Origin of the sequence: Dyadobacter fermentans DSM 18053, assembly GCF_000023125.1 — a bacterium.
GTDB lineage: Bacteria > Bacteroidota > Bacteroidia > Cytophagales > Spirosomataceae > Dyadobacter > Dyadobacter fermentans.
This window is the reverse complement of the sequence record NC_013037.1, coordinates 5,260,730-5,287,600: the sequence shown is the minus strand read 5'-3', so window position 1 is coordinate 5,287,600 and position 26,871 is coordinate 5,260,730. Positions and strand designations below refer to the sequence as shown.

The following is a 26,871-nucleotide window of genomic DNA, read 5'->3' as shown; positions in this document are numbered from 1 at the left end:
AAACAAGAACCGGAGCGCTGGGCTCCGGCTCTTACATGGTTTGAATTAGAATTTCAATCCTGGGAAATAAGCGCTTTCGCCCAGTTCTTCTTCGATGCGGAGAAGCTGGTTGTATTTCGCCATACGGTCAGAACGAGAAGCCGAACCTGTTTTGATCTGGCCTGTGTTCAATGCAACCGCGAGGTCAGCGATCGTAGCATCTTCCGTTTCACCTGAACGGTGCGACATAATGCTCTTATAGCTGTTGCGTTTCGCGAGGTTTACAGTATCAATCGTTTCAGTCAAAGAACCGATCTGGTTTACTTTCACCAATACCGCGTTAGCGATTTGTGATTCGATACCTTGTTGCAGACGGGTTACGTTGGTTACGAACAAATCGTCACCTACCAGCTGGCATTTTTTGCCGATTGAGTCTGTCAGAGTCTTCCAGCCAGCCCAGTCGTCTTCGTCCATACCGTCTTCGATCGAGATGATAGGATATTTAGCTACCCACTGAGTCCAGTAGTCAGCCATTTCGTCAGAGCTCAGTTTACGGCCATCCGATTTTTTGAAGTGGTACAGACCATCTTCGTAGAATTCAGAAACAGCAGCATCCATTGCGATAAAGATTTCTTCGCCTGGCTTGTAACCTGCTTTTTCGATCGCCTGAAGTACAACTTCGATCGCCTCTTCGTTGGACTTGATGTTTGGAGCAAAACCACCTTCGTCACCTACGTTGGTCGAGTAGCCTTTGCTTTTCAAAACGGTTTTCAAAGTATGGAAAACCTCAACGCCCATGCGCAATGCCTGAGAGAATGTATCTGCTTTGGCAGGCATGATCATGAACTCCTGGAAATCGATGGAGTTATCCGCGTGGCTACCGCCGTTGAGGATGTTCATCATCGGCACAGGCAATGTGTTGGCGTTGGTACCGCCTACGTAACGGTACAATGGAAGGTTTGCTTCCTGTGCAGCAGCTTTCGCAGCAGCGAGGGAAACACCCAGGATAGCATTTGCACCCAACTTCGCTTTGTTAGGCGTGCCATCCAGTTCCAGCATGATTTTATCAATGAGGTTCTGCTCAAATACGGAGCAACCGATCAGTTCAGGGAAAATGATGTCGTTTACATTCTCTACCGCTTTCAAAACTCCTTTTCCAACATAAACGCTCTTGTCGTCATCGCGAAGCTCAACTGCCTCGTGCTTACCGGTAGAAGCTCCGGAAGGAACAGCAGCGCGGCCCAGATAACCATTCTCGGTACGAATATCAACTTCTATTGTAGGGTTTCCTCTTGAATCCAGAATTTGTCTTGCATGTACTGACTGAATCGTACTCATTTGCAGCTTGTGTTTTGATTAAAAATTGGAATATGGTTAACGATACAAAATAACGCAAAAAAAATCGTCATCCATAGACTCCGGACGATTTTCGGTGGATGAAGAATGCGTTAAGCCGTATCAAAAGAAAATCCCTCCGCGCTCAGGCAGAGGGATTTAATGTATTCTTACTTCGCTTCGCTTAGCAATTTGATAAACTCGTCGAACAGGTAACGTGAGTCGTGCGGACCTGGCGACGCTTCCGGGTGGTATTGCACCGAGAACGCAGGATAGTCCTTTCTGCGGATACCTTCGATCGTCTTATCGTTCAGGTTAATGTGCGTCACCTCGATGTCCGGGTGGCTTTCGATCTCATCCGGCTTCACTGCGAAACCATGGTTCTGCGAAGTGATTTCGCAAAGTCCTGTGATCAGGTTTTTCACCGGGTGGTTCAAACCGCGGTGGCCGTGGTGCATTTTATAAGTAGTAATGCCGCTTGAAAGTGCCAGCAACTGGTGACCGAGGCAGATTCCGAAGAGCGGCTTCGCTGTTTCCACCATCTGCGTTACGTTTTCAACCGCATACTCCATGGCCGAAGGGTCGCCGGGGCCATTCGAGATGAAGAAGCCGTCGGGTTTCCATTCCAGCACCTCTTCGTAAGGTGTTTTCGCAGGGAAAACCTTGCAGTAGCAGCCTCTTGAAGTCAGGTTAAGCAGAATGCTTTTCTTGATACCATAATCCATTACCGCAACGCGCCATTTCGCAGTGGCCTCGTCGCCCATGTAGTAAGGCTCCTCGGTCGTCACCTCCGAAGAAAGCTCCAATCCGTCCATGGAAGGGATTTTCTTCAACTCTTTCATGAGTTCCACTTCGTCGAGGATCTCGGAAGAGATGATGGCGTTCATCACACCTTTCTCGCGTACGTGGCGCACGAGGTGACGTGTGTCCACATTGCTGATGCCAACGATGTTGGCACGTTCGAAATACTCTTGCAGAGAGAAATCAGCGGTGTCACGCGAGTAGATCTGTGAGAATGTGTTACAAACCATCCCGCGGATCTTAACCGAGCCAGATTCCTCCTCGTCTTCCAGCTGCACGCCGTAGTTACCGATGTGCGAGTTGGTATTCACGATAATCTGACCGTAATAGGAAGGGTCTGTGTAAATCTCCTGGTAGCCGGTCATGCCCGTATTAAAGCAAATTTCGCCACCGGTGGTTCCACTTTTACCCAAAGCGAGTCCTTTGTATGCTGTTCCGTCTTCTAGCAACAACAGAGCTTCCTTTTTCTGATTCATATTATGGTTTAAATCTGTTTCCCGGCGATTTTATATGTTTTTGAGACTACCGGATCAATTTTGGTGCAAAAATACAATTTTTCACTCATAAAAAAGGGTTAAACGAAACCGTTCAACCCTTTTCCTATATTTCTATTTCCGATTACCAAAACTATTCCTTTTCAGTTTCGCCTGGTGTCTCTTCTGTTTTCGGAGCTTCCTCTTCAGCAGGAGCCTCAGTTTCCGCTACGATCGGATGATCTTCTTTCTTTACAGGAGCAGCTTCAACAGCTCCTTCTTTCTTACCACCTCTTCTGCTGCGACGAGTCTTAGCAGGTTTGTCGGCATTGGCAAGCAACAGTGCATCGTTGAAATCAACCAGCTCGATCAATGCAGTTTCAGCCGCGTCACCCAAACGGTTACCCAACTTGATAATACGAGTGTAACCACCCGGACGAGATGCGATTTTGTCTGAAACGACACCGAAAAGTTCTTTCGTAGATTCTTTGTCGTTCAGGTAAGAGAATGCTACCCTTCTGTTGTGGGTAGTATCTTCTTTCGCACGAGTCAGCAGAGGCTCAACGAACTTGCGAAGCTCTTTTGCCTTAGCCAGGGTTGTTTCAATTCTTTTGTGAAGGATCAATGAGGAAGCCATATTTGAAAGCATCGCCTTGCGGTGTGATGCGGTTCTTCCCAAGTGATTGTCCTTTTTACCGTGTCTCATTGTTTTGTTGTTTAGTTGCTTCGAGCGGCGCGGTCAGCGCGCTACAGAATACATACTTATGATGGAATTTAATTAATCCTCGTCCAGACGGTACTTCGACACGTCCATTCCAAATGTGAGCTGCTTGTCGGCTACGAGTTGTTCCAACTCGGTGAGTGACTTTTTACCGAAGTTCCGGAATTTCATCATATCAGAAATTTCCAGTCTTACCAGGTCACCCAAAGTTTTCACATCCGCAGATTTCAAACAGTTGTAAGCGCGTACTGAAAGATCCAGTTCAGACAATGAAGTCTTCAACAGTTTTCTCATACGCAGCATTTCCTCATCAACCTGATTGTCTTCCTCCGCCTTCTGCTTCTCAAACGTCATAGTTTGGTCGGAGAACAGCATGAAGTGTTGGATCAGAATATTGGCAGCGCCTTTCAATGCATCTTCCGGGTGGATTGAACCATCGGTTTGGATGTCGATCAAAAGACGTTCGTAGTCGGTACGCTGTTCCACACGCGTGTTTTCAACGCTGTATTTCACATTTTTGATAGGCGTATAAATCGAGTCTACCGCGATGTAGCCGAACGGAAGCTCATTAGCCCGTGGTTCGTCTGCAGGCACGTAGCCTCTGCCTTTATCCAGGAGAAGTTCCATTTCGAACTCCTTCTGATCATCTATATGGCAAATGACCTGATCTGGGTTCAAAACCTCAAATGCGCTTGTAAACTTGCCAATGTCACCGGCAGTGATGACGGAAACATTTTTCAGGTTTACTACGATCCTACTCTCACTCAGGTCAGAAACTTTTTTAAAACGAACCATTTTAAGGTTCAGGATGATTTCCGTAACATCCTCAACTATACCTTCGATAGAAGAAAATTCGTGAAGCACGCCTGGGAACTTCACACTCGTGATGGCATAGCCTTCCAAAGATGAAAGGAGAATCCTACGCAACGCATTACCAATGGTTACGCCGTATCCTTTCTCTAAAGGCTTAAACTCAAACAACCCGTGAAAGTCGTCTGCTTTCTCCATGACGACCTTATCAGGCATTTGGAAAGCTAATATTGACATAGTCCTTGCTCCTTTTATAGTAGTAAATGATAGTTGATCACGCTACCTTACCTTTGCGATCGCAAAAATTGCGCTGTTACCAGCAAAAAAAGCACTACCCCGGATATCCGGGGAGTGCATGTAATATGAAGATTATTATTTAGAATACAATTCAACGATCAACTGCTCGTTGATGTTTTCTGGAATTGACTCACGGTCTGGGTAAGAAATGAACTTGCCAGACAATTCCTGACCGTTCCATTCCAACCAGCTGAAACCTTTTGAACTATGTCCTGCAAGGCTGTCGGTTACGGCTTCGAGAGATTTTGATTTCTCACGAACGGTAACTACCTGGCCTGGACGCAATGAATAAGAAGGGATGTTCACGATCTCACCGTCAACAAGGATGTGCTTGTGCGAAACGAGCTGACGAGCAGCACGACGCGTAGGAGCGATACCCAAACGGTAAACTGTGTTATCAAGACGAGCTTCGCAGTATCTCAAAAGGTTTTCACCGGTAAGACCAGCTTTAACCGAAGCTTTCTCAAACAAGCTACGGAATTGTCTTTCGAGGATGCCGTAGATGAACTTCACTTTTTGTTTCTCAGCCAATTGCAGAGCGTACTCCGACTTCTTTGACCGACGACCCTTTCCGTGCATTCCGGGAGGGTAATTTTTCTTTGCAAGCGCTTTGCTTGGGCCCATGATGGGCTCTCCGTAACGTCTTGCGACTTTGGTTTTGGGACCTGTATAACGTGCCATTAAAACTATTTGTTAACTAAAAATTGATAAATACCATTCTGTAACCCCAGTGTCCAAATTACGAATGGGTACCTTTCGGTACTAACTATTACTATACTCTACGACGTTTTGGAGGACGGCATCCGTTGTGCGGAAGCGGAGTGATGTCACGGATAGTGGTCACTTCGATACCTGCATTCTGGATCGTGCGGATCGCAGACTCACGGCCTGATCCTGGTCCTTTCACAAAAACCTCAGCTTTACGCATTCCGAGGTCGAACGCAACTTGTGCAGCGCTCTGAGCAGCAGTTTGTGCTGCGTATGGAGTGTTCTTCTTAGAACCACGGAATCCCATTTTACCGGCAGAACCCCAAGAGATAACTTGTCCGTTGCTGTTGGTAATTGAGATGATGATATTATTGAAAGAAGCTTTGATGTGAACCTGACCAACAGGCTCCACAACCACCACTCTCTTTTTAGCTTTATCTTTTCTTTTATTCTGTGCCATTGCTGTTGGAATAAGTTGTGGATCGCTCCACCGCTCATTTTATTATTTAGTAGCCTTTTTCTTGTTCGCGATAGTTTTGCGTTTACCCTTACGAGTACGTGAGTTGTTTTTCGTTCTCTGACCACGCAAAGGCAATCCTTTACGGTGACGGAGGCCACGATAACAAGCGATATCCATAAGACGCTTAATGCTCAACTGAACTTCAGACTTAAGAGCGCCTTCTACTTTGTATTCCCCAGCAATAACCCCACGGATCGCACCAGACTCGTCGTCGGTCCAGTCGATCACCTTTTTATTCAAATCAACACCTGCCTTTTCGAGGATTTTCTTAGCCGAGCTACGGCCGATCCCGAAAATATAAGTCAATGAGATTTCGCCTCTTTTGCGATCTGGAATGTCTACTCCTGCAATACGTGCCATAATTATTATCCTTGTCTTTGTTTATACCGTGGGTTCTTCTTGTTAATAACGTACACTTTACCCTTCCGGCGGATAACCTTGCAGTCTTCGCTGCGTTTCTTTACTGATGCTTTGACTTTCATCTGATTAAACTAAGTGTTAATTTAAGGTAATCAATCCCCTTACTTGTAACGATATGTAATCCGGGCTTTCGATAGGTCGTAAGGAGACATTTCCAGCTTTACTCTGTCACCCGGCAATATTTTGATATAGTGCATTCTCATTTTACCAGAGATATGCGCTATCACTTCATGCTTATTCTCTAATACAACACGAAACATTGCGTTTGACAATGCTTCGAGAATTACTCCGTCTTGTTCGATTGATGCTTGTTTTGCCATTCGTAGCTTTCTGTTACTGTACTTCAACCATAAGGCTGGTGTTGGCCGTCACTTTTTCAATGTAATCGAATGTGGTCAGAATTTCGGCCTTTCCTTTTCTCACTACCACGGTATGTTCGAAATGCGCGGAATACTTTCTGTCGTTGGTCCGGATTGTCCAGCCGTCGCGCTCCTGCACTACTGCTTTCGTTCCAAGGTTGATCATCGGCTCGATAGCCAAAACCATGCCTTCTCTCAATCGTATTCCTTTGCCTCTTTTACCGTAGTTGGGTACTTCCGGAGCTTCGTGCAGATCCCTGCCTACTCCATGTCCTACCAACTCTCTCACGACTGTATAGCCACGGTCTTCAACATAACTCTGAACCGCGTGGCCGATATCGCCGATCCGAAGGCCATCCACCGCTTGCTCAATTCCCTTGTACAGGGATTTTTTGGTTGCGGTTAAGAGGTTCATCACCTCTTTGGAAACCTCTCCCACCGGGTAAGTGTACGCGCTGTCACTATGATAGCCATTCAGCTTAACCCCGCAGTCGATGGAAACGATGTCCCCCTCTTTTAGCACGTAGCCCCCGGGAATCCCGTGGACTACTACTTCATTGACCGATATACAAAGAGAGGCCGGAAATTTGTTGAATCCCTTGAATGAAGGGATTCCACCGTTATCTCTGATATATTCCTCAGCAACCGCATCCAACTTTCCGGTTGTAACACCCGGTTTTACCCAGGTAGCGACTTCCGCATGTGCCTTGCCGAGCAGTTGAGCACTAACCTTTATCAGGTTGATTTCCTCTTCTGTTTTAAGATAAATCATTTCAGATTGCTACGCTCTCGGTGCGTCCTTTTACACGTCCCGACTTCATCAGACCTTCATAGCGACGCATGAGCAAGTAGCTTTCAACTTGTTGCAAAGTATCCAGAACCACACCTACCATGATCAGCAATGAAGTTCCTCCGAAGAAGTGAGCAAAGTCGGTCGAGATACCCAGAAGGCTTGCGAATGCAGGCAGAGTAGCAACTACTGCGAGCATCAACGCGCCTGGGAAGGTGATACGGTCAAGCACAGAGCTGATATATTCAGATGTCTGCTGACCTGGTTTCACACCCGGGATAAATCCGCCGCCGCGCTTCATGTCATCAGCAATTTGCTGAGGATTCACCGAAATCGCGGTGTAGAAGAACGTAAATACAATAATCAATACTGCGAACAGGAGGTTATATTGCCAGGTCGTGTAGTTAGCGAAAATCGTTGCTACGTTGCTGGCAAAATCACTTTTTTCGGCGAAGTAAGATGCTCCCAGTGAAGGAATAAACATCAAAGCCTGAGCGAAAATGATCGGCATCACACCTGCTGCATTCAATTTCAATGGCAAATACTGGCGCTGACCACCCATTACGCGGTTACCTACCACCTGCTTGGCATATTGGATAGGAATACGGCGAACAGCCTGGGTCAACATTACCGCGCCCATAATTACAAAGTAGAGGGCAACGATTTCCAATACGAACAACAGAATCTGGCCGCTGCCTCTTGATACGAACTCTTTGTAGATCGCACCAGGGAAACGCGAAACGATACCGATCATGATCAGCATCGAAATACCGTTACCAATACCCTTGTCTGTGATTCTTTCACCAAGCCACATACAGAACATTGTACCAGCCGTCAATACGAATACAGACGAGATGGTGAACATGCTTCTGGAAACCAGAAGAGCCTCGTCAGGTACAGTCGTATTCAAATAAGCAGTACCTTGAACAAGTGTAACAACGATAGTCAGAACCCGGGTAATTTGGTTCAGTTTCTTACGTCCTGATTCTCCCTCCTTCTGCATCTTCTGGAAATACGGCAATGCCATGGTCAGAAGCTGGATTGCAATGGAAGCAGAAATGTAAGGCATGATACCCAACGCAAAAATGGACGCTTTGCTAAAAGCGCCACCTAAGAAAGTATCGAGCAACCCCAACAATCCTGCGGAGGATACATTCATTTGATCAGGCTCAACACCTGGCAACGCAACGTAAGACCCCAACCGGAAGATCGTTATAAACAAAAGAGTGTTGAGAATACGTGTTCTCAACTCCTCAATCGCAAATATGTGTTTAATAGTCTCTAAAAATCGTTTCATCTTCTGGGCTTACAACACTCTGTTCAAAGTAAACAAATTCTGTCGGGTATCGCAGCTAAATTACAATTTAACTGCTTTACCGCCTGCCTTCTCGATCGACTCGATAGCCGAAGCAGAAAACCCATGAGCCTGAACTTCAACCGCAGAAGTGATTTCACCACGGTTAAGGATCTTAACCAAGTCATTCTTCGCGCTGAGACCATTTTCACGAATCAGATCCAACGTTACTACCGCAGCTCCGGTTTTTTCAACCAATGCCTGGATTGCATCCAGGTTCAACGCCTTGTATTCAACGCGGTTGATGTTATTGAAACCGAATTTCGGCAAACGTCTTTGAAGAGGCATCTGACCACCTTCGAAGCCCAGCTTACGGCTGTAACCTGAACGCGATTGCGCTCCTTTGTGTCCACGTGCAGCAGTGCCTCCTTTTCCGGAACCCTGACCACGTCCAACCCGCTTTCCTACCTTAACGGAACCAGCAGCCGGTTTTAATGAACTTAAATTCATACTATTCGTATATTAAATTTCTTCAACTTTAACCAAGTGGCTTACCTTGCGGATCATTCCCGCGATGGCATCGCTGTTTTCTTTCTCAACAGACCGGTTCAGTTTACCAAGACCCAACGCTTTGATCGTCAGCTTTTGCTTCTCAGGGCGGTCAATTGTGCTCTTAACTTGTGTAATACGTACTTTTGACATGATTACTCTCAGATTGAGGATAATCCCGAAGGATTATCCGTTGAATACTTTTTCCAATTTAACGCTGCGTTGGAAAGCAACCTGATGCGGAGCTCTCATTTTCAAAAGAGCGTCAATTGTAGCCTTGATAACGTTGTGCGGGTTCGATGAACCTTTGGATTTCGCAAGTACGTCTTTGATACCTGCACTTTCCAATACCGCACGCATCGGGCCACCTGCCAGTACTCCCGTACCAGGAGCAGCCGGCTTGATCAGAACGAAACCACCGCTGAACTTACCTTCCATTTCGTGAGGAACGGTATGTTTAAGCATCGGAATTTGGATCAGGTTTTTCTTAGCATCGTCAATTCCTTTGGCGATCGCGTCAGTTACTTCGTTGGCTTTGCCCAATCCGTAACCTACAACTCCGTTTCCGTCTCCTACTACCACGATGGCAGAGAAGGAGAAACGACGACCACCTTTTACTACTTTTGCCACCCGGTTGATCGCTACAACGCGCTCTTTCAGGTCTGATTCGTTAACCTTTGAAGGTCTTGTATTTGTAGACATAGTCTTTGTTATACTTAGAATTTCAGGCCACCCTCACGAGCTCCGTCGGCCAATGCTTTTACCTTACCGTGGTACAAATATCCGTTGCGGTCGAAAACTACTGCCTGGATACCTGCTTCCTGCGCCTTTTCAGCGATCTTTTTACCTACCTGGGCAGCTACTTCCACGTTAGTGTTTTCTTTTCTGCCTCCCAGATCTACCGAAGATGCGCTTGCAAGGGTAATCCCCTTCACGTCGTCGATAATCTGTGCATATATGCTTGTGTTCGAACGGAAGACTGACAGTCTCGGGCGTTCTGCGCTTCCCTTCACCCGCTTACGGATGTGAAGTTTCAGGCGTGTTCTTCTATCTGCTTTTGCGTTAGCCATCTTAAATCTTATCTTACTTGTTTATAACATTGATCGGTGGCTACGCACTATTTCTTAGAAGCAGACTTACCTGCCTTACGACGGACCACTTCACCAACAAAACGGATACCTTTTCCTTTGTAAGGCTCAACTTTGCGGAGGGATTTGATTTTCGCCGCTACTGCACCAATCAGTTCTTTGTCGATACCTTCCAGGATCACCTTAGGGTTCTGACCTTTTTCTGAGGTCGTCACCACTTTGATCTCTTCGGGGATCGCCATGAAGATGTTGTGCGAGTAACCCAATTGAAGTTCGAGAACATTGTTCGCCGAGCTCGCCTTGTAACCTACCCCGATAATTTCAAGCTCACGCTTGTAACCTTCGCCTACACCGATTACCATGTTGTTCAACAGGGAACGGTAAAGGCCGTGCAATGCTTTGTGACGCTTTTGCTCTGTAGGGCGCTTTACTTTCAGCTCGCTACCTTCAACTTCAACAGTAATATCGCTGTCGACAGCCTGGGTAAGTGTGCCTTTCGGGCCTTTTACAGATACTACGTTATCGTCTGCAACCGATACGGATACTCCCGCCGGCAACGTGATAACTTTATTTCCTATTCGTGACATTTCCTGAATAACTTTTAAATATTAATACACGAAACATAACACTTCACCACCCACATTCAGTGTCTTAGCTTCTTTATCTGTCATTACACCTTTCGATGTAGAGATGATCACTGTTCCTAAGCCGCCCAATACACGTGGCAGTGTTGATGAACCTGAATATTTACGTAGTCCAGGCTTACTAACCCTCTCCAATTTCACAATTGCAGATTGCTTTGTCACAGGATTGTATTTCAAAGCGATCTTGATAACTCCCTGAGGACCAGCCTCGTCGAATTTATAACTTTGAATGTACCCCTTGTCAAAAAGTACCTTTGTAATCTCTTTTTTTATGTTGGATGCAGGTATCTCAACAACCCGGTGCTTCGCTTTGATAGCGTTTCTGAGTCTCGTCAGATAGTCTGCTATGGGATCCGTTAACATGTTTATGCCAAGTTTAAACACCCCCTTTTGAACGGGAGTGCAAAGTTAAGTAATTGAAATCAGAATTGAAAGTATTCTTACCAACTTGATTTTGTAACTCCTGGAATTTTTCCATCTGACGCCATATCGCGGAAGAGTACCCGGGAAATTCCGAATTTACGCATATAACCGCGAGGTCTTCCGGTGATTTTGCACCGGTTGTGCAGGCGTACAGGAGAAGAGTTACGTGGTAACTTGTCAAGACCAACCCAGTCACCGGCAGCTTTCAACTTGCTACGTTTTTCAGCGTAGCGCTCTACTAGCGCTTGTCTTTTTCTCTCCCGTGCTTTTACTGATTCTTTTGCCATTGTCGGTAAATAATCTTAGTAGTATTTTCTTATTTATTCGCGTTGGTGAAAGGCATTCCCAATGCTTTCAGCAATTCGTAGCTCTCTTCGTCAGAGTTGGTAGAGGTCACGAAAGTGATATCCATACCAGTGATTTTCGCCACTTTTTCGATGCTGATCTCAGGGAAAATGATCTGTTCTTTCACACCGAACGTATAATTTCCACGTCCATCGAACCCTTTGTCGCTGATACCTTTGAAGTCACGTACACGCGGCATTGCAATGGTAGTAAGGCGGTCAAGGAATTCGTACATCTTGTCACCACGAAGCGTTACTTTTGCTCCGATAGGCATGTTCTCACGCAACTTAAAGTTAGAGACCGCCTTCTTAGAAACAGTAGCGATCGCTTTCTGTCCTGTGATCAGGCTCAACTCTTCCACACCGGTGTCAACAAGCTTCTTGTCTGCCACAGCAGCTCCGATACCTTTGTTGATAACAATCTTTGTCAGGCGGGGAACCTGCATGCTTGATTTGTACTGGAATTTCCCCTTCAATTGCGAAACGATTTCGCTTACGTACTTCTCTTTTAATCTAGGCGTTGCCATGTTTGAAAGTGATTATGTGGATTGCCGACCCACGCGCTTTTATAAAAATTGAACTGCTTTCGGCAAATCCGGATTACAATAAGTTTCCGGATTTTTTCGAGAAGCGTTGCAGTTTTCCTTTGTCATTCGCTTTACGGCCGGTTCTTGAAGCTTCACCTGTTTTAGGATCTACCACCATCAGGTTACTGATGTGAATCGCGCCTTCGCGTTTTTCGATGCTTCCTTGTGGATTTTGCGCATTTGGCTTAATGTGCTTGGTGATCATATTCACACCTTCCACGGTTGCTCTCTGTTTTTCTACAAGCACCTTGGTGATCACGCCTGTTTCGCCTTTTGCGTTACCTGAAATCACTTTCACGGTATCACCCTTGCGAACGTGCAATTTTGCCGGTGCTTTTTTATTTGTACTTTCCATTGAGGTATTCTTCTTAACAGTTTAAAGAAATACTGATGTTTCTTACAACACTTCTGGTGCCAGTGATACGATTTTCATGAACTGCTTCTCGCGCAACTCGCGGGCAACTGGTCCGAAAATACGTGAACCACGTGGTTCGTCATTGTTGTTCAATAAAACTGCCGCATTATCTTCAAACCGGATGTAAGTTCCATCTTTGCGACGTACCTCTTTTTTAGTACGTACAACCACGGCTTTGGAAACCGTTCCTTTTTTCATGTTGCTCGAAGACAGAGCGGATTTCACCGTCACGACGATCTTATCGCCCACCGAAGCATAACGCTTTCCAGTTCCGCCCAATACCCGGATTACGAGTACTTCTTTCGCGCCACTGTTATCGGCTACTGACAGTCTTGATTCTTGTTGTACCATGATTACTTCGCTCTTTCAAGGATTTCTACTAATCTCCAACGCTTGTTTTTGCTAAGCGGACGAGTTTCCATTACACGGATAGTATCGCCGATACCAACCTGGTTTGTTTCGTCGTGAACCATCAGTTTGGTAGTTTTAGTCATAAACTTACCATACTTCTCGTGCTTCACTTTACGCACTACGGTGATCACGCAGGACTTGTCCATTTTGTTGCTCACCACTTTGCCAATTCTCTCTTTACGTAAATTTCTTACTGTTGCCTCCATAATTTCTAAACTGTTTACTGTTGGTTAGATTTAGCCGACAGCTCGGTTAAGAGTCTTGCAATTTCCTTACGTGAGGCGCGAATACGCAGAGGGTTCTCGATTGGAGAAATAGCATGCGCAAATTTCAACCGGAGTAAGCGCTCTCTCTCTTGGGCGATCTGCTCTTTGAGCTGATCCTGCGACAGATTCTTTATTTCTTTACTAGTCATTGCTTTTGATAATTAGCGGTTCTTAATACGTTCGGCTTATGCTTCCTGATAATCCCGGCGTACGACGAACCTTGTCTTAATTGGCAACTTTTGTGCAGCCAAACGCAATGCTTCGTTTGCAGTATCCAGCGCTACACCAGTCGCTTCGAAAATGATAGTTCCAGGCTTAACAGGAGCTACCCAATATTCAGGGGCACCTTTACCTTTACCCATACGAACCTCAGCAGGTTTTTTGGTAATCGGTTTGTCAGGGAATACACGGATCCATACCTGACCTTCGCGTTTCATTGCACGGGTTACCGAGATACGTGCTGCTTCGATTTGACGAGCAGTCAACCAACCTGGTTCCAGTGCTTTTATTGCAAACGATCCAAAAGCGATCTCATGTCCGCGGGTCGCCAGACCACGGTGCGAACCTTTGTTCTTCTGTTGTTTGCGAAATTTTGTCCTTTTCGGCTGTAACATGATTCTAATCTATTTGAACCGGTGTGGTACCGGAAAGTATCTGATTACTTCTTCTTGTTCTTGTTGCGTTTGCGACGATCTGCATCACCGCCACCACCTTCTCCGCGAGGAGCTCCGTCGTTTCTGTCACGGCCGCCTCTTCTGTCGCCACGTCCGCCGCGATCGTTACCACCACGTTCGCCGCCTTGTGCGCTTCTTTCAGCCCTGTCGGATGCCGCAGTAGCTGCGCTTGGAGTCAGGTCACGCTTTCCGTACAATTCACCTTTGAAGATCCATACTTTAATACCGATCTTACCGTAGATAGTTTGTGCTTCGGAGATAGCGTAATCGATGTCCGCTCTCAATGTATGCAAAGGAATACGTCCTTCTTTGTATTCTTCTGTACGGGCCATTTCAGCACCACCCAGACGACCTGCCAAACGAATTTTGATTCCTTGTGTTCCTACACGCATTGCAGAAGCGATCGATTGCTTCATCGCACGACGGTAAGAAATACGAGCCTGCAATTGCTGAGCGATCGCTTCGCCTACCAGTTTCGCATCGATTTCAGGACGTTTGATTTCGTAGATGTTGATCTGAACATCCTTGCCTGTAATCTTTTTAAGCTCTTCTTTGATTTTATCAACTTCGCTACCACCTTTTCCGATCACAATACCCGGACGGGCAGTGTGGATCGTCAATGTGATGCGCTTCAATGTACGTTCAATAACTACTTTTGAAATCGATCCTTTCGGGATACGTGCTTTGATGTAGTTACGGATTTTCTCGTCTTCAACCAGTTTGTCAGAGAAGTCTTTTCCTCCGTACCAGCTAGATTCCCATCCTCTAACAATTCCTAGTCTTAGACCTATCGGATTAACCTTTTGTCCCATTCGAAATAGATCGTTTTACTTATGATTCGATTGATGCTTCATTTACTGACACCGATGCGTCGTCTACCACGATAGTGATGTGGTTGGAACGCTTACGGATTCTGTGTGCCCGTCCTTGCGGTGCAGGGCGCAAACGCTTCAACATGCGTCCACCGTCGATGAAAACGGTTTTAACGATCAGGTCGGCGTCTTCCAGTTTCGATCCCTCATTCTGTTGCTGCCAGTTGGCAACGGCAGAAAGAAGAACTTTGTGCAAAACCGGCGATGAAGCTCTCGGTTGGAATTTCAAAAGTGCCAACGCTTTGCTGACCTTCTGTCCGCGAATCATGTCGGCCACCAATCTCATCTTGCGAGGAGAGGTAGGCACGTCTTTTAATATAGCTCTTGCTTCCATGTTTCTTTTCAGATATCGGCTCGTCCGTTAGGACCAGCTACGTCGACAAATTATTTTCTTCCTTTATCTTTTTTTGCGGTGTGGCCACGGAAGTTACGGGTTGGAGAGAACTCGCCCAGTTTGTGTCCTACCATGTTTTCAGTCACGTAAACCGGAATGAACTTGTTCCCGTTGTGAACTGCAAATGTGTGCCCGATAAAATCAGGCGAAATCATTGAGCGCCGCGACCAGGTCTTGATGACAGATTTACGCGATGAGTTGTTCATCGTTTCAACTTTTGCTTCGAGACGGAAGTCGATATATGGTCCTTTTTTTAATGAGCGTGCCATGTTTACTGCTTATTTTTTACGACGGCTGATAATCAATTTCTCAGAATGCTTGTTGCGGTTACGTGTCTTGAGACCTTTCGCGAACTGACCATTTCTAGAACGAGGCTGACCTCCTGACGAACGGCCCTCACCACCACCCATCGGGTGATCAACAGGGTTCATAGCAACACCACGTACGCGTGGACGACGTCCCAACCATCTTCTGCGGCCCGCTTTTCCAAGCGAAACGTTCATGTGGCTAGCATTGGAAACAACTCCAACGGTTGCGATACAAGTTGCAAGTACCATACGCATTTCGCCTGATGGCATTTTCAATACTGCGTACTTACCGCCTTCTCTCGCTACCAGCTGAGCATAAGCGCCGGCGCTTCTTGCAAACTGACCACCTTTACCAGGAGTCAATTCGATATTGTGAACGATCGTACCGACAGGCATAGATCCCAATGGAAGGGCATTTCCAACCTCAGGAGCTACTGAATTGCCAGACACGATAACTTGTCCAACTTTCAGGCCGTTCGGAGCGATGATGTAACGTTTTTCTTCGTCCTCAAACTGGATCAGGGCGATACGCGCTGAGCGGTTTGGATCGTATTCGATCGTAAGGACAGTAGCGGGAGCGTCGAAACGATTTCTTTTGAAGTCGATAACGCGGTATTTTCTTTTGTGACCGCCACCAATATATCGCATGGTACGATGTCCCTGGCTGTTACGACCACCTGTTCTTTTGATGGGTTCCAGAAGACTCTTCTCAGGCTTCGACGCGGTGATCTCCTCGAATGTAGGAGCCGAGCGGAAACGCTGACCAGCACTTGTAGGTTTTAATTTTTTAACTGCCATTTGCTATTAACTCGTCTAATGATTTGAAATCGTTCAACTAGGCTTCTCCGTAGATATCGATCGCTTCGCCTTCGGCTACTGTGATGATCGCCTTTTTGATCGTTGACGTTTTTCCAGTGACAAACTTACCTCCCGATGTGCGGGATTTGCTTTTACCAATGCTGCGCATGGTATGAACGCTTTCTACGGTAACCCCGAACAGTTTCTCAACAGCTTTCTTGATCTCTACCTTGTTTGCAGTAAGGGAGACTTCGAAAGCGTATTTACCTTGACCACCCTGAGCCGTTACCTTTTCAGTAATAATCGGACGTTTCAGTACACTCATTGTTATTTGTTCAATTGGGTTTCCAAAATAGAAATCGCAGATTCACTTATCAGAAGACGGTCTGCATTCATCAGGTCGTATGTATTTACCGAGTCAACAGTAGTAACTTTCGCTTTCGGGATGTTACGGCTCGACAGGTATACATTGTTATCGATCTCAGGAAGGATCAATAATGTTTTGGTGTTCGCCAGTGAAAGGGAATTCAAAACATTCAGGTAAGACTTCGTTTTAGGTGCATCGAAAGTGAATGCTTCCAAAACCGAAACGGCGTTAGCTTGCGCCTTCACAGAAAGTGCCGAACGGCGAGCCAAAGCTTTTACTTTCTTGTTCAGTTTGAAACCGTATGTGCGGGGACGTGGACCGAAAATACGACCACCACCTACGAACACTGGAGACTTAATGCTACCTGCACGAGCTCCACCGGTTCCTTTTTGGCGTTTGATTTTGCGTGTAGAGTGACTTACCTCTGCACGTTCTTTTGATTTGTGCGTTCCCTGACGCTGGTTAGCCAGGTAAAGCTTCACATCGAGATAGATCGCGTGCGTGCTAGGTTCAATGCCGAATACTTCCTCTGACACAGTTACCTTCTTGCCGGTATCTTCTCCTTTTATATTTAATACGGACAGTTCCATCGTACTACTTCTCAATGATTAGAAATGAATTCTTTGAACCCGGTACTGAGCCACTCACAACGAGAATGTTCTGCTCAGGTATCACTTTCAGAATACGCAAATTCTGAATCTTTACACGATTGTTACCCATGCGTCCACCCATACGGATACCTTTGAATACGCGTGATGGGAATGAACAAGCACCAATCGAACCTGGGTGACGGGCCCTGTTGTGCTGACCGTGAGTTTGACCACCTACCCCGCCGAATCCGTGACGTTTTACAACACCTTGGAAACCACGACCTTTGGCAGATCCTACTACGTCAACAAACTCGCCTTCTTCAAAGATGTCCTGAACGGACAGTGAAGTTCCAAGTTCATGTTCCACTTCGAATTCCTTGAACTCAACCAATTTTTGCTTGGGAGTCGTGTTGGCTTTCTTGAAGTGGCCAATCAGAGGCTGGGAGGTGTTCTTTTCTTTCTTCTCACCAAAACCTAACTGGATAGCCTTGTAGCCATCCTTTTCTTCGGACCTAACTTGTGTAACAACACAAGGACCAGCTTGGATCACAGTACATGCCAGAGCCTGCCCGTCAGCATTGTACAAACTAGTCATTCCGATTTTTTTACCAATTAAACCAGACATGTTTGAAATTTAAATTTAGCAGGTAAAAACCCTTATTCTTTAAAACGGACTGCAAAGGTAGAAAAAACGAATTTTATATCCTAACAGCCTAAAAATATTTCTCGCTGATAATCAGCAAAAAAGGTCAGATGAATGAACATCTGACCTCAATTTTGAAGAAGCTGACTGATTCCGGCGTTAACCCTGTGCCTGTCAGGCTTTTCTGAGCTCAGATGTGGTTTCCAGAGGAACCCGGACCTTCATCCAATTTATGTAGTTGCTTAACTGAATAAGCCGGTATTACTAAACTTTGATCTCTACATCAACACCGCTGGGCAATTCGAGCTTCATCAGGGCGTCTACTGTTTTTGCACTTGTAGAGAAGATATCCACCAAACGCTTGTAAGTACAAAGCTGGAACTGCTCTCTCGATTTCTTGTTAACGTGCGGCGAACGAAGAACAGTGAATTTCTCTGTCTTTGTAGGCAAAGGAATAGGACCGCTTACTACCGCGCCTGTTGCCTTTACTGCCTTTACAATTTTCTCAGCTGACTTGTCAACCAAGTTGTGGTCGAATGACCGAAGTTTGATACGGATCTTTTGATTCATTGTATTTGTTTGTTTCCGGTTCAGAAAGTCTCGCCGTTACCCGGCAATTACACCTGCGAAAGAACCATTTACTTCACAGGCTATATCATAACAATGCGTTGCAGAATCGCTTCTGCAACGCATTCATTTATATTAAGCTTTAACGAGACCTTTCGCTTTCTCGATAACACCCTCAGCGATGTTATTCGGTACGATTTCGTAGTAAGCGAATGTCAGGGAAGCAGTAGCACGGCCTGATGACATTGTACGAAGGTCAGTAACATAACCGAACAATTCAGACAAAGGTACATCAGCCTTGATAACCTGCGCACCGTTACGGGTGTCCATACCGCGCATGATACCGCGACGACGGTTCAAGTCACCTGTGATAGGACCAGTGTACTCGTCCGGGGTCAGAACTTCAACGTGCATGATCGGTTCAAGCAATTTCGATCCGGCGTTACGCGCAGCTTCTTTGAAACCAAGCTTGGCAGCCAATTCGAAAGAGAGTGAATCTGAATCGACATCGTGGAATGAACCGTGGAACAAACGCACTTTCATCGAATCCAATGGGAACCCTGCAAGCGCACCGTTGATCATCGCAGCTTCGAAACCTTTCTGTACAGGAGCGATGAATTCGCGAGGGATAGCACCACCCACAACTTCGTTCACAAACTGCAAACCTTGTTTCGGCTCTTTGCCTTCTTCGTTATCGTCACGTGGTCCGATTTCGAATACGATATCGGCGAATTTACCACGACCACCCGTTTGTTTCTTGTAAACCTCGCGGTGTTCGAAGTTCTTGGTAAGGATCTCTTTGTAAGCAACCTGAGGAGCACCCTGGTTTACTTCCACTTTGAACTCACGACGCATACGGTCGATGATGATCTCCAAGTGAAGTTCACCCATACCTTTAATGATCGTCTGACCGGTCTCTTCGTTAGATTCAACTTGAAGAGTCGGATCTTCTTCGATCAGTTTAGTGATCGCTTTCGAGAAGTTATCGCTGTCAGCCGCTTTCTTAGGCTCGATCGCATAACCGATTACCGGCTCTGGGAACACCATTGATTCGAGGATAATCGGTGATTTCTCTTCTGAAAGGGTATCTCCTGTCTTGATATCTTTGAAACCTACTACCGCACCAATATCACCTGCTTCCAGCTTATCGATCTGATTTTGCTTGTTAGCGTGCATTTGGAAGATACGGGAGATACGCTCTTTGTTGCCTGAACGGTTGTTCAATACATATGAACCTGATTCAAGTACACCCGAGTAAGAACGGATGAAGCAAAGGCGACCTACGTAAGGGTCAGTTGCAATTTTGAATGCCAATGCACAGAACGGATCTGATTCAGAAGGCTTACGGCTGATTTCAGCACCTGTGCGTGGGTCTGTACCAACGATGTTTTCGCGATCCAGTGGTGAAGGCAGGATAGCCATCACGTAATCCAGCATGGTTTGAACGCCTTTGTTTTTGAAAGAAGAACCGCACACCATTGGAACGATCTTCATGCTGATAGTTGCAGCGCGCAATGCAGCAAGGATTTCGTCTTCCGAGATCGAGTTAGGATCTTCGAAATATTTCTCCATCAAAGTATCGTCGAACTCAGCAACCGCTTCGAGCAATTTCTCTCTCCACTCGGTAGCTTCTTCCAGCATATCGTCAGGAATAGGCACCTCGGTGAAAGTCATACCTTTATCAGCTTCGTTCCACTCGATACCGCGGAAGTTAACGAGGTCAACCACACCACGGAAAGTATCTTCTGCACCGATAGGCAATTGAAGAGGTACAGCGTAGCTGCCCAGCATTTCTTTTACCTGGGTACAAACTTTCAGGAAGTCAGCACCCGAACGGTCCATTTTGTTCACGAAACCGATACGTGCTACATTATAGTTGTTAGCAAGGCGCCAGTTTGTTTCAGACTGAGGCTCAACACCATCTACTGCACTGAAAAGGAACACAAGACCATCCAATACGCGGAGTGAACGGTTTACCTCTACGGTAAAGTCCACGTGGCCCGGGGTATCGATGATGTTGATGTGGTATTTTTCGTTGCGGTAGTTCCAGTTAACTGTCGTAGCAGCGGAAGTAATAGTGATACCACGCTCCTGCTCCTGCTCCATCCAGTCCATCGTAGCAGCACCATCGTGCACCTCTCCGATTTTGTGGCTAACCCCAGCGTAGTAAAGGATACGCTCCGTTGTAGTCGTTTTACCGGCATCAATGTGCGCAGCAATACCTATGTTTCTTGTTAATCTTAAATCACGTGCCATGACAGATGGTGATGTGTTTTTTTATATTCAAAGTGCAATTCAATGCGAAGCTGTTTTGAATTTTTCGCTCAGCGCAAATCGCTGGTTTTCAAAATTCAGAGCGCAAAAGTATAAATTGTTGATTATAAAAACAATTAAGGGAAAGTTATTTTTCTCAAAACCACTAAAATAAAAATCGGGAACCCGGATAAACCGGATTCCCGACCAAATATGGCTGCGCTCCTGATTAGAAACGGAAGTGCGAGAACGCTTTGTTGGCATCTGCCATACGGTGCGTATCGTCTTTCTTCTTCACAGCAGCACCTTCACCTTTCGCAGCAGCGATGATTTCGCCGGCCAGACGGTCAACCATTGTCTTCTCGCCACGCTTGCGGGAGTAGTTGATCAACCATTTCATGCCCAGTGACTGCTTGCGCTCAGGACGAACTTCGGTAGGAACCTGGAAAGTAGCACCACCTACGCGACGGCTCTTCACCTCTACGGATGGAGTCACGTTGTTTAATGCTTTTCTCCATGTTTCCAGACCATTTTCGCTGGTTTTTTTCTCAACCAGTTCCAATGCATCGTAGAAAATAGTGAACGCAATGCTCTTCTTTCCTTCGTACATCAGGTTGTTAACGAATTTGGTAACCTGTACGTCCCTGAACTTCGGATCAGGAAGGATATATCTTTTCTTAGGTTTCGACTTTCTCATTTTGTCTTGTTTTTTTAACGAGGTTTCGTTTTGCAACTTATTCACCCTGAGGTAATGATCAGGATTACTTCCCTTTTATAAGATTGAATTACTTAATAAAAGCAGAGAGAGTTACTTTTTATTTTTTCTTACCTTTTGTTGGTGCTGCCGGAGCTTGTCCTGGTTTCGGGCGCTTAGCACCGTATTTGGAACGACGTTGTTTACGTCCGTTAACACCTGCGGTATCCAATGCACCACGGATGATGTGGTAACGAACACCTGGCAAATCCTTCACACGACCACCGCGGATCAATACGATCGAGTGCTCTTGCAGGTTGTGGCCTTCACCTGGGATGTAGGCATTCACCTCTTTGTTGTTCGAAAGACGAACACGGGCTACTTTACGAAGCGCCGAGTTTGGCTTCTTAGGCGTAGTAGTGTACACCCGGGTGCACACGCCCCTGCGCTGAGGGCATGAATCCAAAGCCGGAGACTTGGATTTCCATGTAATGGTCTCTCTACCTTTACGGACTAATTGTGAAATAGTAGGCATTTAACAATTTGATTTTGACACGATTAACTAATCGGCCGTTTGTTATATAAACACTTTTCCCGAAAAATCGGACTGCAAAAGTAATAAACCGTCCTTGATTTACAAACCGTTAACGACTTTTTTATCTGTTTCGCACCATTAGTGGCCGGGTGTTGTCAGGAAGTCGTCAGGAAATAGTCGGGAAGTAACCGCTGGGTTCCGGACGAATGCGCGGTTATGGGGCACAAATGCAGATATAAATCGTGAAATGCTCATTTTTCGAATAAAATTCTTCCTATATAGTATCCCGAATTTTATTTCCAAACGTTGTTTATTAGTATTGTTTTTCAGAAACCCAGCGTGCGCGTCGAATCGTTTGATTTTATACTCTACATTATGAAACTTTTCCGGAGTTACTTTACTCTCATAGTTTGTTTTGCGATCTGTTTATACTTGTCTGGCTGCAACTCGGCGATGCAGGCTTACAAGGATGGCCAGAAGAAATTTGCAAACGGCGAATATGATCTCGCGATCAAGGGTTTCCAGAAAGCTGCCGAAGCCAACATCGAGCCCGTGCAGACGAGCTATCTCATCGCGGAATCGTACAGGCTATCCAACCGCTTCAAAGAAGCTATCCCCTACTACAAAAAAGCACTTGACGGCGGCATTACCAATCCCGATGCCCGCTTCCAGTATGCTTACGCATTAAAAACAACCGGTGAATACGCCGACGCCTCCGCGCAGTTCTCTGAATTTGCCAAAACCCAGAATGCCCCGCAAAACTTGCAGGAAAGGGCATTGCGCGAAGTCGAGATCATCCGCATTGCCGACCGTTTGAAAGCCAATAAAATGGACGTAGAACTGAAAGACTTGCCATTGAACACCGCCGGCTCCGAGTTCGCTCCGACCGTGGTAGGCAATGAGCTGGTGTTTTCAGCTTCCAAAAAAGACAAGATTTATACCAACAACGGCCAGCAAATGCTGGGGCTATATAAAATCAATATCGCTTCCGATCCCGGCAATACGCAGGGTAACCCTGTTCTGTTCAGCCAGGAAGTATTTGAACCGGAAGCCCACGACGCTTCGCCCGCATTTTCGCCGGATGGCAAAACACTCGTGTTCGCCAGAAGTAATACCGGCAAAAAGAAGGACAAATCGCCCGATGTGGACCTTTACATGAGCCGTAACATCAATGGCCAGTGGTCGGCTCCCGCCCCGCTGCCGATCAACGACTCCCTCGCCTGGGACGGCTCGCCCGCATTCTCGCGTGACGGCAAAACACTCTATTTCGCATCCAACCGCGCAGGCGGTGTGGGCGGCATCGACATTTACCGCACCAACATGGATGCCTCGGGCCGGTTTAGCCGCCCGGTAAATATGGGCCGCGATATCAACACGCCTGGCGACGACATGTTCCCTTACGTGGCAGAAGGCGGAAAACTGTACTTTGCATCGGATGGCCACCCCGGCCTTGGAAAGCTCGACCTTTTCTCTGCCACCAGAACACAGGGTGTAATCACGATCGAAAACCTGGGACTGCCGTTCAATAGTCCGCAGGATGATTTCGGATTGGTATTTTACCAAAACCTGAAAAAAGGCTTCTTCGCATCGAACCGCGATGGCGGCAAAGGTGACGATGACATTTACTACTTCGCCGCACCGGAGGACGAGGATACCACGACCGTCGCGAAACACACCGACCCGAACGACCCGCTCAATCCGAACAACCCGAATTATATCAACGGCAAGCCGAAAGTGGTGCGCTACTTCCTCGCCGGAACCGTGGTGGAAAATGGCGAAACCCCAAGCCCGATCGATTCGGCGGTGGTGCGCATTCTGCCCGACACCTCGGACACACAAATCGCCGAGTACCCAACGGCCAAAGACGGGAAATTCGGCAAACAGTCGGTGGAAGAAGGCAAATCGTATCAATTGCTGGTACAGCGCAAAGGTTACATCAGCAAGCGCGAGCCATTCTCAATGGCCGGTCGCAACATCCCGCCGATATTCCTGACAAAAGAATTGACCGATACGACATTCAATGTGACGATCAAGCTCGACAAGCTGGAACTGAACAAGACCTTCGTGCTGGAAAATATCTATTACGATCTGGACAAATACAATATCCGCCCCGATGCGGCCATAGAGCTTGACAAACTGGTGCAGATCCTCAAAGACAACCCGACGATGACCATCGAGCTCAGCTCGCACACGGATGCGCGCGCAACGGATGCCTATAACATGACGCTCTCTCAAAACCGCGCCGAATCGGCGGTGGCTTACCTCAACTCCAAAGGCATCGAGGCCGACCGAATGGAAGCCAAGGGTTACGGTGAAAGAGAGCTCATCATTCCAAACGCCAAAACCGAGGAAGAACACCAGCGCAACCGCCGCACTGAATTCACGATCCTGAGTTACTGATTTTCCCCAGCCATAGCAAGCCCGCTGCGAACCGATCGGTTTGGCAGCGGGCTTTTTTGTATACTTGCAATCTCTATTTTTCCCAAAGTGTAATTATCAGTTAGTTTAAATGGCCCGACGCATTATCTATTGGTTCAGGAATGATTTGAGGTTAAAAGATAACCAGGCGCTTTCTGCCGCCGTTGGCTCCGCCGACGAGATCATACCGGTGTATGTTTTTGATCCCCGTCAATTTGAAAAAACAAAACTAGGCTTCCGCCGCACGGGCGCATTACGCGCACGCTTCCTCATCGAATCCGTGGCGGAACTCCGCGAAAATATCCGGCAAAAGGGCGGCGATCTGATCATCCGCACAGGCGCGCCCGAAGCCATCGTAGCCCAGCTCGCCGAAGATTACAATGCCGACTACGTGTACACAAGCAAGGAAATCGCGCCGCAGGAAACGCGCATCGAATCGTCATTGAGCAAAAACCTCAAAACAGCCAATGTGGACATTAAGCTGTTCTGGATGGACACGATGATCAATGCAACCGACCTGCCGTTTCCGGTATCGAAGCTCCCCTCGGGCTTTGCGGAATTCGAGCGGCTGCTGAGCAACGATCTTAAAATCAAAGACCAGTTTCCCACGCCGGCAAGCATTACTTTACCCGCCGACGTAGAAGCAGGAGCCATTCCTGGCCTTCCCGAGCTGGGTATCGACCCGAACGAGATCCCGGCGGGAACAACAGGCCCTTTGGCCGGAGGTGAAGCGCGTGCATTGGCTGTTCTCAAAGAATATGTGGAGGAATATGTTAAAAAAGACATCGCCTACCCTTCCGCCGAGCCGCTTACCGACACGCGCCTGTCCGACTGGCTTTCTCTGGGATGCGTTTCGGCATCGTACATCTATCGCAGCGTAAAAACCGCGCAATCGCACGCCGTAGTGGAAGATCCGATCATTACCAACCTGCTAAGAAGGGAATTCCTGCATTGGACATTGCTCCGTTTCGGCCCGCGGATGTTCAAACCCAGCGGTGTAAAACATCATTTCAACCGCCGTTGGAAAAATGATAATGCAGCGTTTGAAAAATGGATCAATGGGCAAACCGGCGACCAGTCAATAAATGACATCATCCGCAGGCTAACCGCAACCGGCTTCATTACCGCCGCTGAACGCGAGTCGGCCGCGCGGTACCTGGTGGACGACCTGGATATCAACTGGACCTGGGGTGCTATGTATTTCGAAAGCCTGCTGATGGACTACGAAGCATCTGTGAACTGGGGCCGCTGGAACCATATCGCAGGAGTGGGTGAAGACTAATTAACCAGAATTTTACTTCAAAACCCGCCATCCCGCTCAGCCATGCCCATATTGGCTCTGGGAACCGGTTATGTAGTTTTTCTTAAAGATTTTGCTAGCTTTGGTCAACTTTGAACCACATTCAATAACACTAAACTGAATATTAAAATGTCAAAAGGACTCATTGCAGTTATCGTCGTTGTTCTGATTCTCGGATTCGTTGGCTGCGGTAAATATAATGGCCTCGTACAAAAAGATGAGGTTGTAAAAGAATCATGGGCACAGGTGGAAAGCCAGTACCAGCGCCGCGCCGACCTGATCCCCAACCTGGTAAATACAGTAAAAGGGGCAGCCGATTTTGAAAAAAGCACCCTGACGGCCGTTATCGAGGCGCGCAGCAAAGCGACCCAGACAACCATTGCCGCCGACCAGCTTACTCCGGAAAACATCGCCAAGTTCCAGGCGGCGCAGGACCAACTGAGCGGATCACTGTCGCGGCTGCTCGTATCAGTTGAGCAATATCCTCAACTGAAAGCCAACCAGAACTTCCTCGAATTGCAGGCCCAGCTCGAAGGTACTGAAAACCGGATCGGTGTAGCGCGCAGCAACTTCAACACTGTGGTAAAAGACTACAACCAGGAAGTGCGCACGTTCCCGAACAACCTCTTCGCCGGGGTATTCGGTTTCGCTCAGAAAGGCTACTTCACAGCCGCCGCGGGGTCCGACAAAGCGCCGACTGTACAATTCTAACCATCAGCGCCGGGCCCATTCAAAAGCCCGGCGCTGTGTTTTTATCCAATCCGTATCCACAACGCCCCATGGCAACCGAACCCCTATTTTTCACGGAAGAAGAGCAGCAATACATTATTGCTGCCATTCAGGAAGCGGAAAAGCAGACTTCCGGGGAAGTAAAAGTGCATATCGAAAAGAAATGCCCTACACCCGATGCCGTGGAACGGGCCAAGGAAGTGTTCCTGTTCCTGCATTTGCACGAAACAGCCGAGCGCAACGGGGTGCTGTTTTACCTTGCTTACGAAGACCGTAAGTTTGCCGTGCTCGGCGACAAGGGGATTAACGAAAAAGTATCCGCCGATTTTTGGGACAGTACCAAAGAGCTGCTCCGCAACCATTTCAAAGCCGGGGAGTTCAAGGAAGGGCTTCGCCACGGAATCCTGGAAGCGGGCCTGCAACTGAAAAAACACTTTCCCTACCAATCCGGCGACATCAATGAACTTCCGGACGATATCTCGTTCGGCCATTAAA

General features: G+C 47.0%; 39 protein-coding genes. 4 read left to right on the top strand and 35 right to left on the bottom strand.

The window, feature by feature from the left end:
* Nucleotides 1–45: 45 nt before the first annotated feature.
* The 35 genes from eno to rpsL form a co-directional block, all read right to left on the bottom strand.
* Nucleotides 46–1,317 (bottom strand): phosphopyruvate hydratase, encoded by a 1,272-nt coding sequence (gene eno, locus DFER_RS21785; RefSeq protein WP_015813818.1) that lies wholly within the window; start codon nt 1,315–1,317, stop codon nt 46–48.
* A gap of 167 nt (nt 1,318–1,484) precedes the next feature.
* Nucleotides 1,485–2,591 carry a glutamine-hydrolyzing carbamoyl-phosphate synthase small subunit gene (carA, locus tag DFER_RS21780; protein WP_015813817.1) on the bottom strand — a complete coding sequence of 369 codons (1,107 nt, stop codon included), beginning with the start codon at nt 2,589–2,591 and terminating at the stop codon, nt 1,485–1,487.
* A 151-nt stretch (nt 2,592–2,742) separates the two neighbouring features.
* Entirely contained in the window at nt 2,743–3,294 is a 552-nt protein-coding gene (rplQ, locus tag DFER_RS21775) for a 50S ribosomal protein L17 (protein ID WP_015813816.1), read from the bottom strand.
* 72 nt (nt 3,295–3,366) lie between these two features.
* Entirely contained in the window at nt 3,367–4,356 is a 990-nt protein-coding gene (locus DFER_RS21770) for a DNA-directed RNA polymerase subunit alpha (protein WP_041735400.1), read from the bottom strand.
* Nucleotides 4,357–4,491: 135 nt separating this feature from the next.
* Nucleotides 4,492–5,097, bottom strand: coding sequence for a 30S ribosomal protein S4 (rpsD, locus tag DFER_RS21765; RefSeq protein ID WP_015813814.1), 606 nt, complete (start codon nt 5,095–5,097; stop codon nt 4,492–4,494).
* 91 nt (nt 5,098–5,188) lie between these two features.
* Nucleotides 5,189–5,584, bottom strand: a complete 396-nt coding sequence (gene rpsK, locus DFER_RS21760) for a 30S ribosomal protein S11 (RefSeq protein WP_015813813.1) — start codon at nt 5,582–5,584, stop codon at nt 5,189–5,191.
* A gap of 42 nt (nt 5,585–5,626) precedes the next feature.
* The gene (gene rpsM / locus DFER_RS21755; RefSeq protein ID WP_015813812.1) at nt 5,627–6,004 is read right to left on the bottom strand and encodes a 30S ribosomal protein S13; all 378 of its coding nucleotides are present in this window, start codon (nt 6,002–6,004) and stop codon (nt 5,627–5,629) included.
* 5 nt (nt 6,005–6,009) lie between these two features.
* On the bottom strand, nt 6,010–6,126 hold the full coding sequence (ykgO, locus tag DFER_RS29685; RefSeq protein WP_015813811.1) for a type B 50S ribosomal protein L36: 117 nt from the start codon (nt 6,124–6,126) through the stop codon (nt 6,010–6,012).
* A gap of 39 nt (nt 6,127–6,165) precedes the next feature.
* Nucleotides 6,166–6,384 carry a translation initiation factor IF-1 gene (gene infA, locus DFER_RS21750; protein ID WP_015813810.1) on the bottom strand — a complete coding sequence of 73 codons (219 nt, stop codon included), beginning with the start codon at nt 6,382–6,384 and terminating at the stop codon, nt 6,166–6,168.
* Nucleotides 6,385–6,397: 13 nt separating this feature from the next.
* A complete protein-coding gene (map, locus tag DFER_RS21745; RefSeq protein ID WP_015813809.1) occupies nt 6,398–7,195 on the bottom strand; it encodes a type I methionyl aminopeptidase in 798 nt (265 codons plus the stop codon).
* A gap of 1 nt (nt 7,196) precedes the next feature.
* Nucleotides 7,197–8,510: a preprotein translocase subunit SecY gene (gene secY / locus DFER_RS21740; protein WP_015813808.1), complete on the bottom strand. Its 1,314-nt coding sequence runs from the start codon at nt 8,508–8,510 to the stop codon at nt 7,197–7,199.
* Between the two features lie 60 nt (nt 8,511–8,570).
* Nucleotides 8,571–9,017 carry a 50S ribosomal protein L15 gene (rplO, locus tag DFER_RS21735; protein ID WP_015813807.1) on the bottom strand — a complete coding sequence of 149 codons (447 nt, stop codon included), beginning with the start codon at nt 9,015–9,017 and terminating at the stop codon, nt 8,571–8,573.
* A gap of 12 nt (nt 9,018–9,029) precedes the next feature.
* Nucleotides 9,030–9,209 carry a 50S ribosomal protein L30 gene (gene rpmD, locus DFER_RS21730; protein ID WP_015813806.1) on the bottom strand — a complete coding sequence of 60 codons (180 nt, stop codon included), beginning with the start codon at nt 9,207–9,209 and terminating at the stop codon, nt 9,030–9,032.
* A 33-nt stretch (nt 9,210–9,242) separates the two neighbouring features.
* The gene (rpsE, locus tag DFER_RS21725; RefSeq protein WP_015813805.1) at nt 9,243–9,758 is read right to left on the bottom strand and encodes a 30S ribosomal protein S5; all 516 of its coding nucleotides are present in this window, start codon (nt 9,756–9,758) and stop codon (nt 9,243–9,245) included.
* Nucleotides 9,759–9,772: 14 nt separating this feature from the next.
* On the bottom strand, nt 9,773–10,126 hold the full coding sequence (gene rplR, locus DFER_RS21720) for a 50S ribosomal protein L18 (protein ID WP_015813804.1): 354 nt from the start codon (nt 10,124–10,126) through the stop codon (nt 9,773–9,775).
* Between the two features lie 47 nt (nt 10,127–10,173).
* Nucleotides 10,174–10,731 (bottom strand): 50S ribosomal protein L6, encoded by a 558-nt coding sequence (gene rplF / locus DFER_RS21715; RefSeq protein WP_015813803.1) that lies wholly within the window; start codon nt 10,729–10,731, stop codon nt 10,174–10,176.
* Nucleotides 10,732–10,752: 21 nt separating this feature from the next.
* The gene (gene rpsH, locus DFER_RS21710; protein WP_015813802.1) at nt 10,753–11,151 is read right to left on the bottom strand and encodes a 30S ribosomal protein S8; all 399 of its coding nucleotides are present in this window, start codon (nt 11,149–11,151) and stop codon (nt 10,753–10,755) included.
* Nucleotides 11,152–11,228: 77 nt separating this feature from the next.
* A complete protein-coding gene (gene rpsN / locus DFER_RS29680; protein ID WP_015813801.1) occupies nt 11,229–11,498 on the bottom strand; it encodes a 30S ribosomal protein S14 in 270 nt (89 codons plus the stop codon).
* Nucleotides 11,499–11,527: 29 nt separating this feature from the next.
* The gene (rplE, locus tag DFER_RS21705) at nt 11,528–12,082 is read right to left on the bottom strand and encodes a 50S ribosomal protein L5 (RefSeq protein WP_015813800.1); all 555 of its coding nucleotides are present in this window, start codon (nt 12,080–12,082) and stop codon (nt 11,528–11,530) included.
* 73 nt (nt 12,083–12,155) lie between these two features.
* Nucleotides 12,156–12,497, bottom strand: a complete 342-nt coding sequence (gene rplX / locus DFER_RS21700; protein WP_015813799.1) for a 50S ribosomal protein L24 — start codon at nt 12,495–12,497, stop codon at nt 12,156–12,158.
* A gap of 42 nt (nt 12,498–12,539) precedes the next feature.
* Nucleotides 12,540–12,908 (bottom strand): 50S ribosomal protein L14, encoded by a 369-nt coding sequence (gene rplN / locus DFER_RS21695; protein ID WP_015813798.1) that lies wholly within the window; start codon nt 12,906–12,908, stop codon nt 12,540–12,542.
* A gap of 2 nt (nt 12,909–12,910) precedes the next feature.
* Nucleotides 12,911–13,174 (bottom strand): 30S ribosomal protein S17, encoded by a 264-nt coding sequence (gene rpsQ, locus DFER_RS21690; RefSeq protein WP_015813797.1) that lies wholly within the window; start codon nt 13,172–13,174, stop codon nt 12,911–12,913.
* A 14-nt stretch (nt 13,175–13,188) separates the two neighbouring features.
* Entirely contained in the window at nt 13,189–13,383 is a 195-nt protein-coding gene (rpmC, locus tag DFER_RS21685; protein WP_015813796.1) for a 50S ribosomal protein L29, read from the bottom strand.
* A gap of 36 nt (nt 13,384–13,419) precedes the next feature.
* Nucleotides 13,420–13,848 (bottom strand): 50S ribosomal protein L16, encoded by a 429-nt coding sequence (gene rplP / locus DFER_RS21680; RefSeq protein WP_015813795.1) that lies wholly within the window; start codon nt 13,846–13,848, stop codon nt 13,420–13,422.
* 44 nt (nt 13,849–13,892) lie between these two features.
* Nucleotides 13,893–14,720 (bottom strand): 30S ribosomal protein S3, encoded by an 828-nt coding sequence (gene rpsC, locus DFER_RS21675; RefSeq protein ID WP_015813794.1) that lies wholly within the window; start codon nt 14,718–14,720, stop codon nt 13,893–13,895.
* Nucleotides 14,721–14,739: 19 nt separating this feature from the next.
* The gene (gene rplV, locus DFER_RS21670) at nt 14,740–15,114 is read right to left on the bottom strand and encodes a 50S ribosomal protein L22 (RefSeq protein ID WP_015813793.1); all 375 of its coding nucleotides are present in this window, start codon (nt 15,112–15,114) and stop codon (nt 14,740–14,742) included.
* Between the two features lie 50 nt (nt 15,115–15,164).
* Nucleotides 15,165–15,443 (bottom strand): 30S ribosomal protein S19, encoded by a 279-nt coding sequence (gene rpsS, locus DFER_RS21665; RefSeq protein ID WP_015813792.1) that lies wholly within the window; start codon nt 15,441–15,443, stop codon nt 15,165–15,167.
* Between the two features lie 9 nt (nt 15,444–15,452).
* The gene (gene rplB / locus DFER_RS21660) at nt 15,453–16,280 is read right to left on the bottom strand and encodes a 50S ribosomal protein L2 (RefSeq protein WP_015813791.1); all 828 of its coding nucleotides are present in this window, start codon (nt 16,278–16,280) and stop codon (nt 15,453–15,455) included.
* Between the two features lie 37 nt (nt 16,281–16,317).
* The gene (gene rplW / locus DFER_RS21655) at nt 16,318–16,605 is read right to left on the bottom strand and encodes a 50S ribosomal protein L23 (protein WP_015813790.1); all 288 of its coding nucleotides are present in this window, start codon (nt 16,603–16,605) and stop codon (nt 16,318–16,320) included.
* A gap of 2 nt (nt 16,606–16,607) precedes the next feature.
* Entirely contained in the window at nt 16,608–17,237 is a 630-nt protein-coding gene (rplD, locus tag DFER_RS21650) for a 50S ribosomal protein L4 (protein WP_015813789.1), read from the bottom strand.
* Nucleotides 17,238–17,241: 4 nt separating this feature from the next.
* Complete coding sequence (rplC, locus tag DFER_RS21645; RefSeq protein ID WP_015813788.1) at nt 17,242–17,862, bottom strand: 50S ribosomal protein L3; 621 nt, start codon at nt 17,860–17,862, stop codon at nt 17,242–17,244.
* 282 nt (nt 17,863–18,144) lie between these two features.
* Nucleotides 18,145–18,450, bottom strand: coding sequence for a 30S ribosomal protein S10 (gene rpsJ, locus DFER_RS21640; RefSeq protein ID WP_015813787.1), 306 nt, complete (start codon nt 18,448–18,450; stop codon nt 18,145–18,147).
* 132 nt (nt 18,451–18,582) lie between these two features.
* Nucleotides 18,583–20,703, bottom strand: a complete 2,121-nt coding sequence (fusA, locus tag DFER_RS21635) for an elongation factor G (protein WP_015813786.1) — start codon at nt 20,701–20,703, stop codon at nt 18,583–18,585.
* Nucleotides 20,704–20,929: 226 nt separating this feature from the next.
* Nucleotides 20,930–21,397 carry a 30S ribosomal protein S7 gene (rpsG, locus tag DFER_RS21630; protein WP_015813785.1) on the bottom strand — a complete coding sequence of 156 codons (468 nt, stop codon included), beginning with the start codon at nt 21,395–21,397 and terminating at the stop codon, nt 20,930–20,932.
* 118 nt (nt 21,398–21,515) lie between these two features.
* The gene (rpsL, locus tag DFER_RS21625; protein WP_015813784.1) at nt 21,516–21,929 is read right to left on the bottom strand and encodes a 30S ribosomal protein S12; all 414 of its coding nucleotides are present in this window, start codon (nt 21,927–21,929) and stop codon (nt 21,516–21,518) included.
* Nucleotides 21,930–22,304: 375 nt separating this feature from the next.
* Between rpsL and DFER_RS21620 the strand changes: the two genes are divergently transcribed.
* From DFER_RS21620 to DFER_RS21605, 4 genes are all read left to right on the top strand, one after another.
* Nucleotides 22,305–24,329, top strand: a complete 2,025-nt coding sequence (locus DFER_RS21620) for a CHU_0125 family OmpA-like outer membrane integrity protein (protein ID WP_510185860.1) — start codon at nt 22,305–22,307, stop codon at nt 24,327–24,329.
* Between the two features lie 109 nt (nt 24,330–24,438).
* A complete protein-coding gene (locus DFER_RS21615) occupies nt 24,439–25,629 on the top strand; it encodes a deoxyribodipyrimidine photo-lyase (protein ID WP_015813782.1) in 1,191 nt (396 codons plus the stop codon).
* Between the two features lie 147 nt (nt 25,630–25,776).
* Complete coding sequence (locus tag DFER_RS21610; RefSeq protein WP_015813781.1) at nt 25,777–26,358, top strand: LemA family protein; 582 nt, start codon at nt 25,777–25,779, stop codon at nt 26,356–26,358.
* A 68-nt stretch (nt 26,359–26,426) separates the two neighbouring features.
* The gene (locus DFER_RS21605) at nt 26,427–26,870 is read left to right on the top strand and encodes a TPM domain-containing protein (protein ID WP_015813780.1); all 444 of its coding nucleotides are present in this window, start codon (nt 26,427–26,429) and stop codon (nt 26,868–26,870) included.
* Nucleotide 26,871 lies beyond the last annotated feature (1 nt).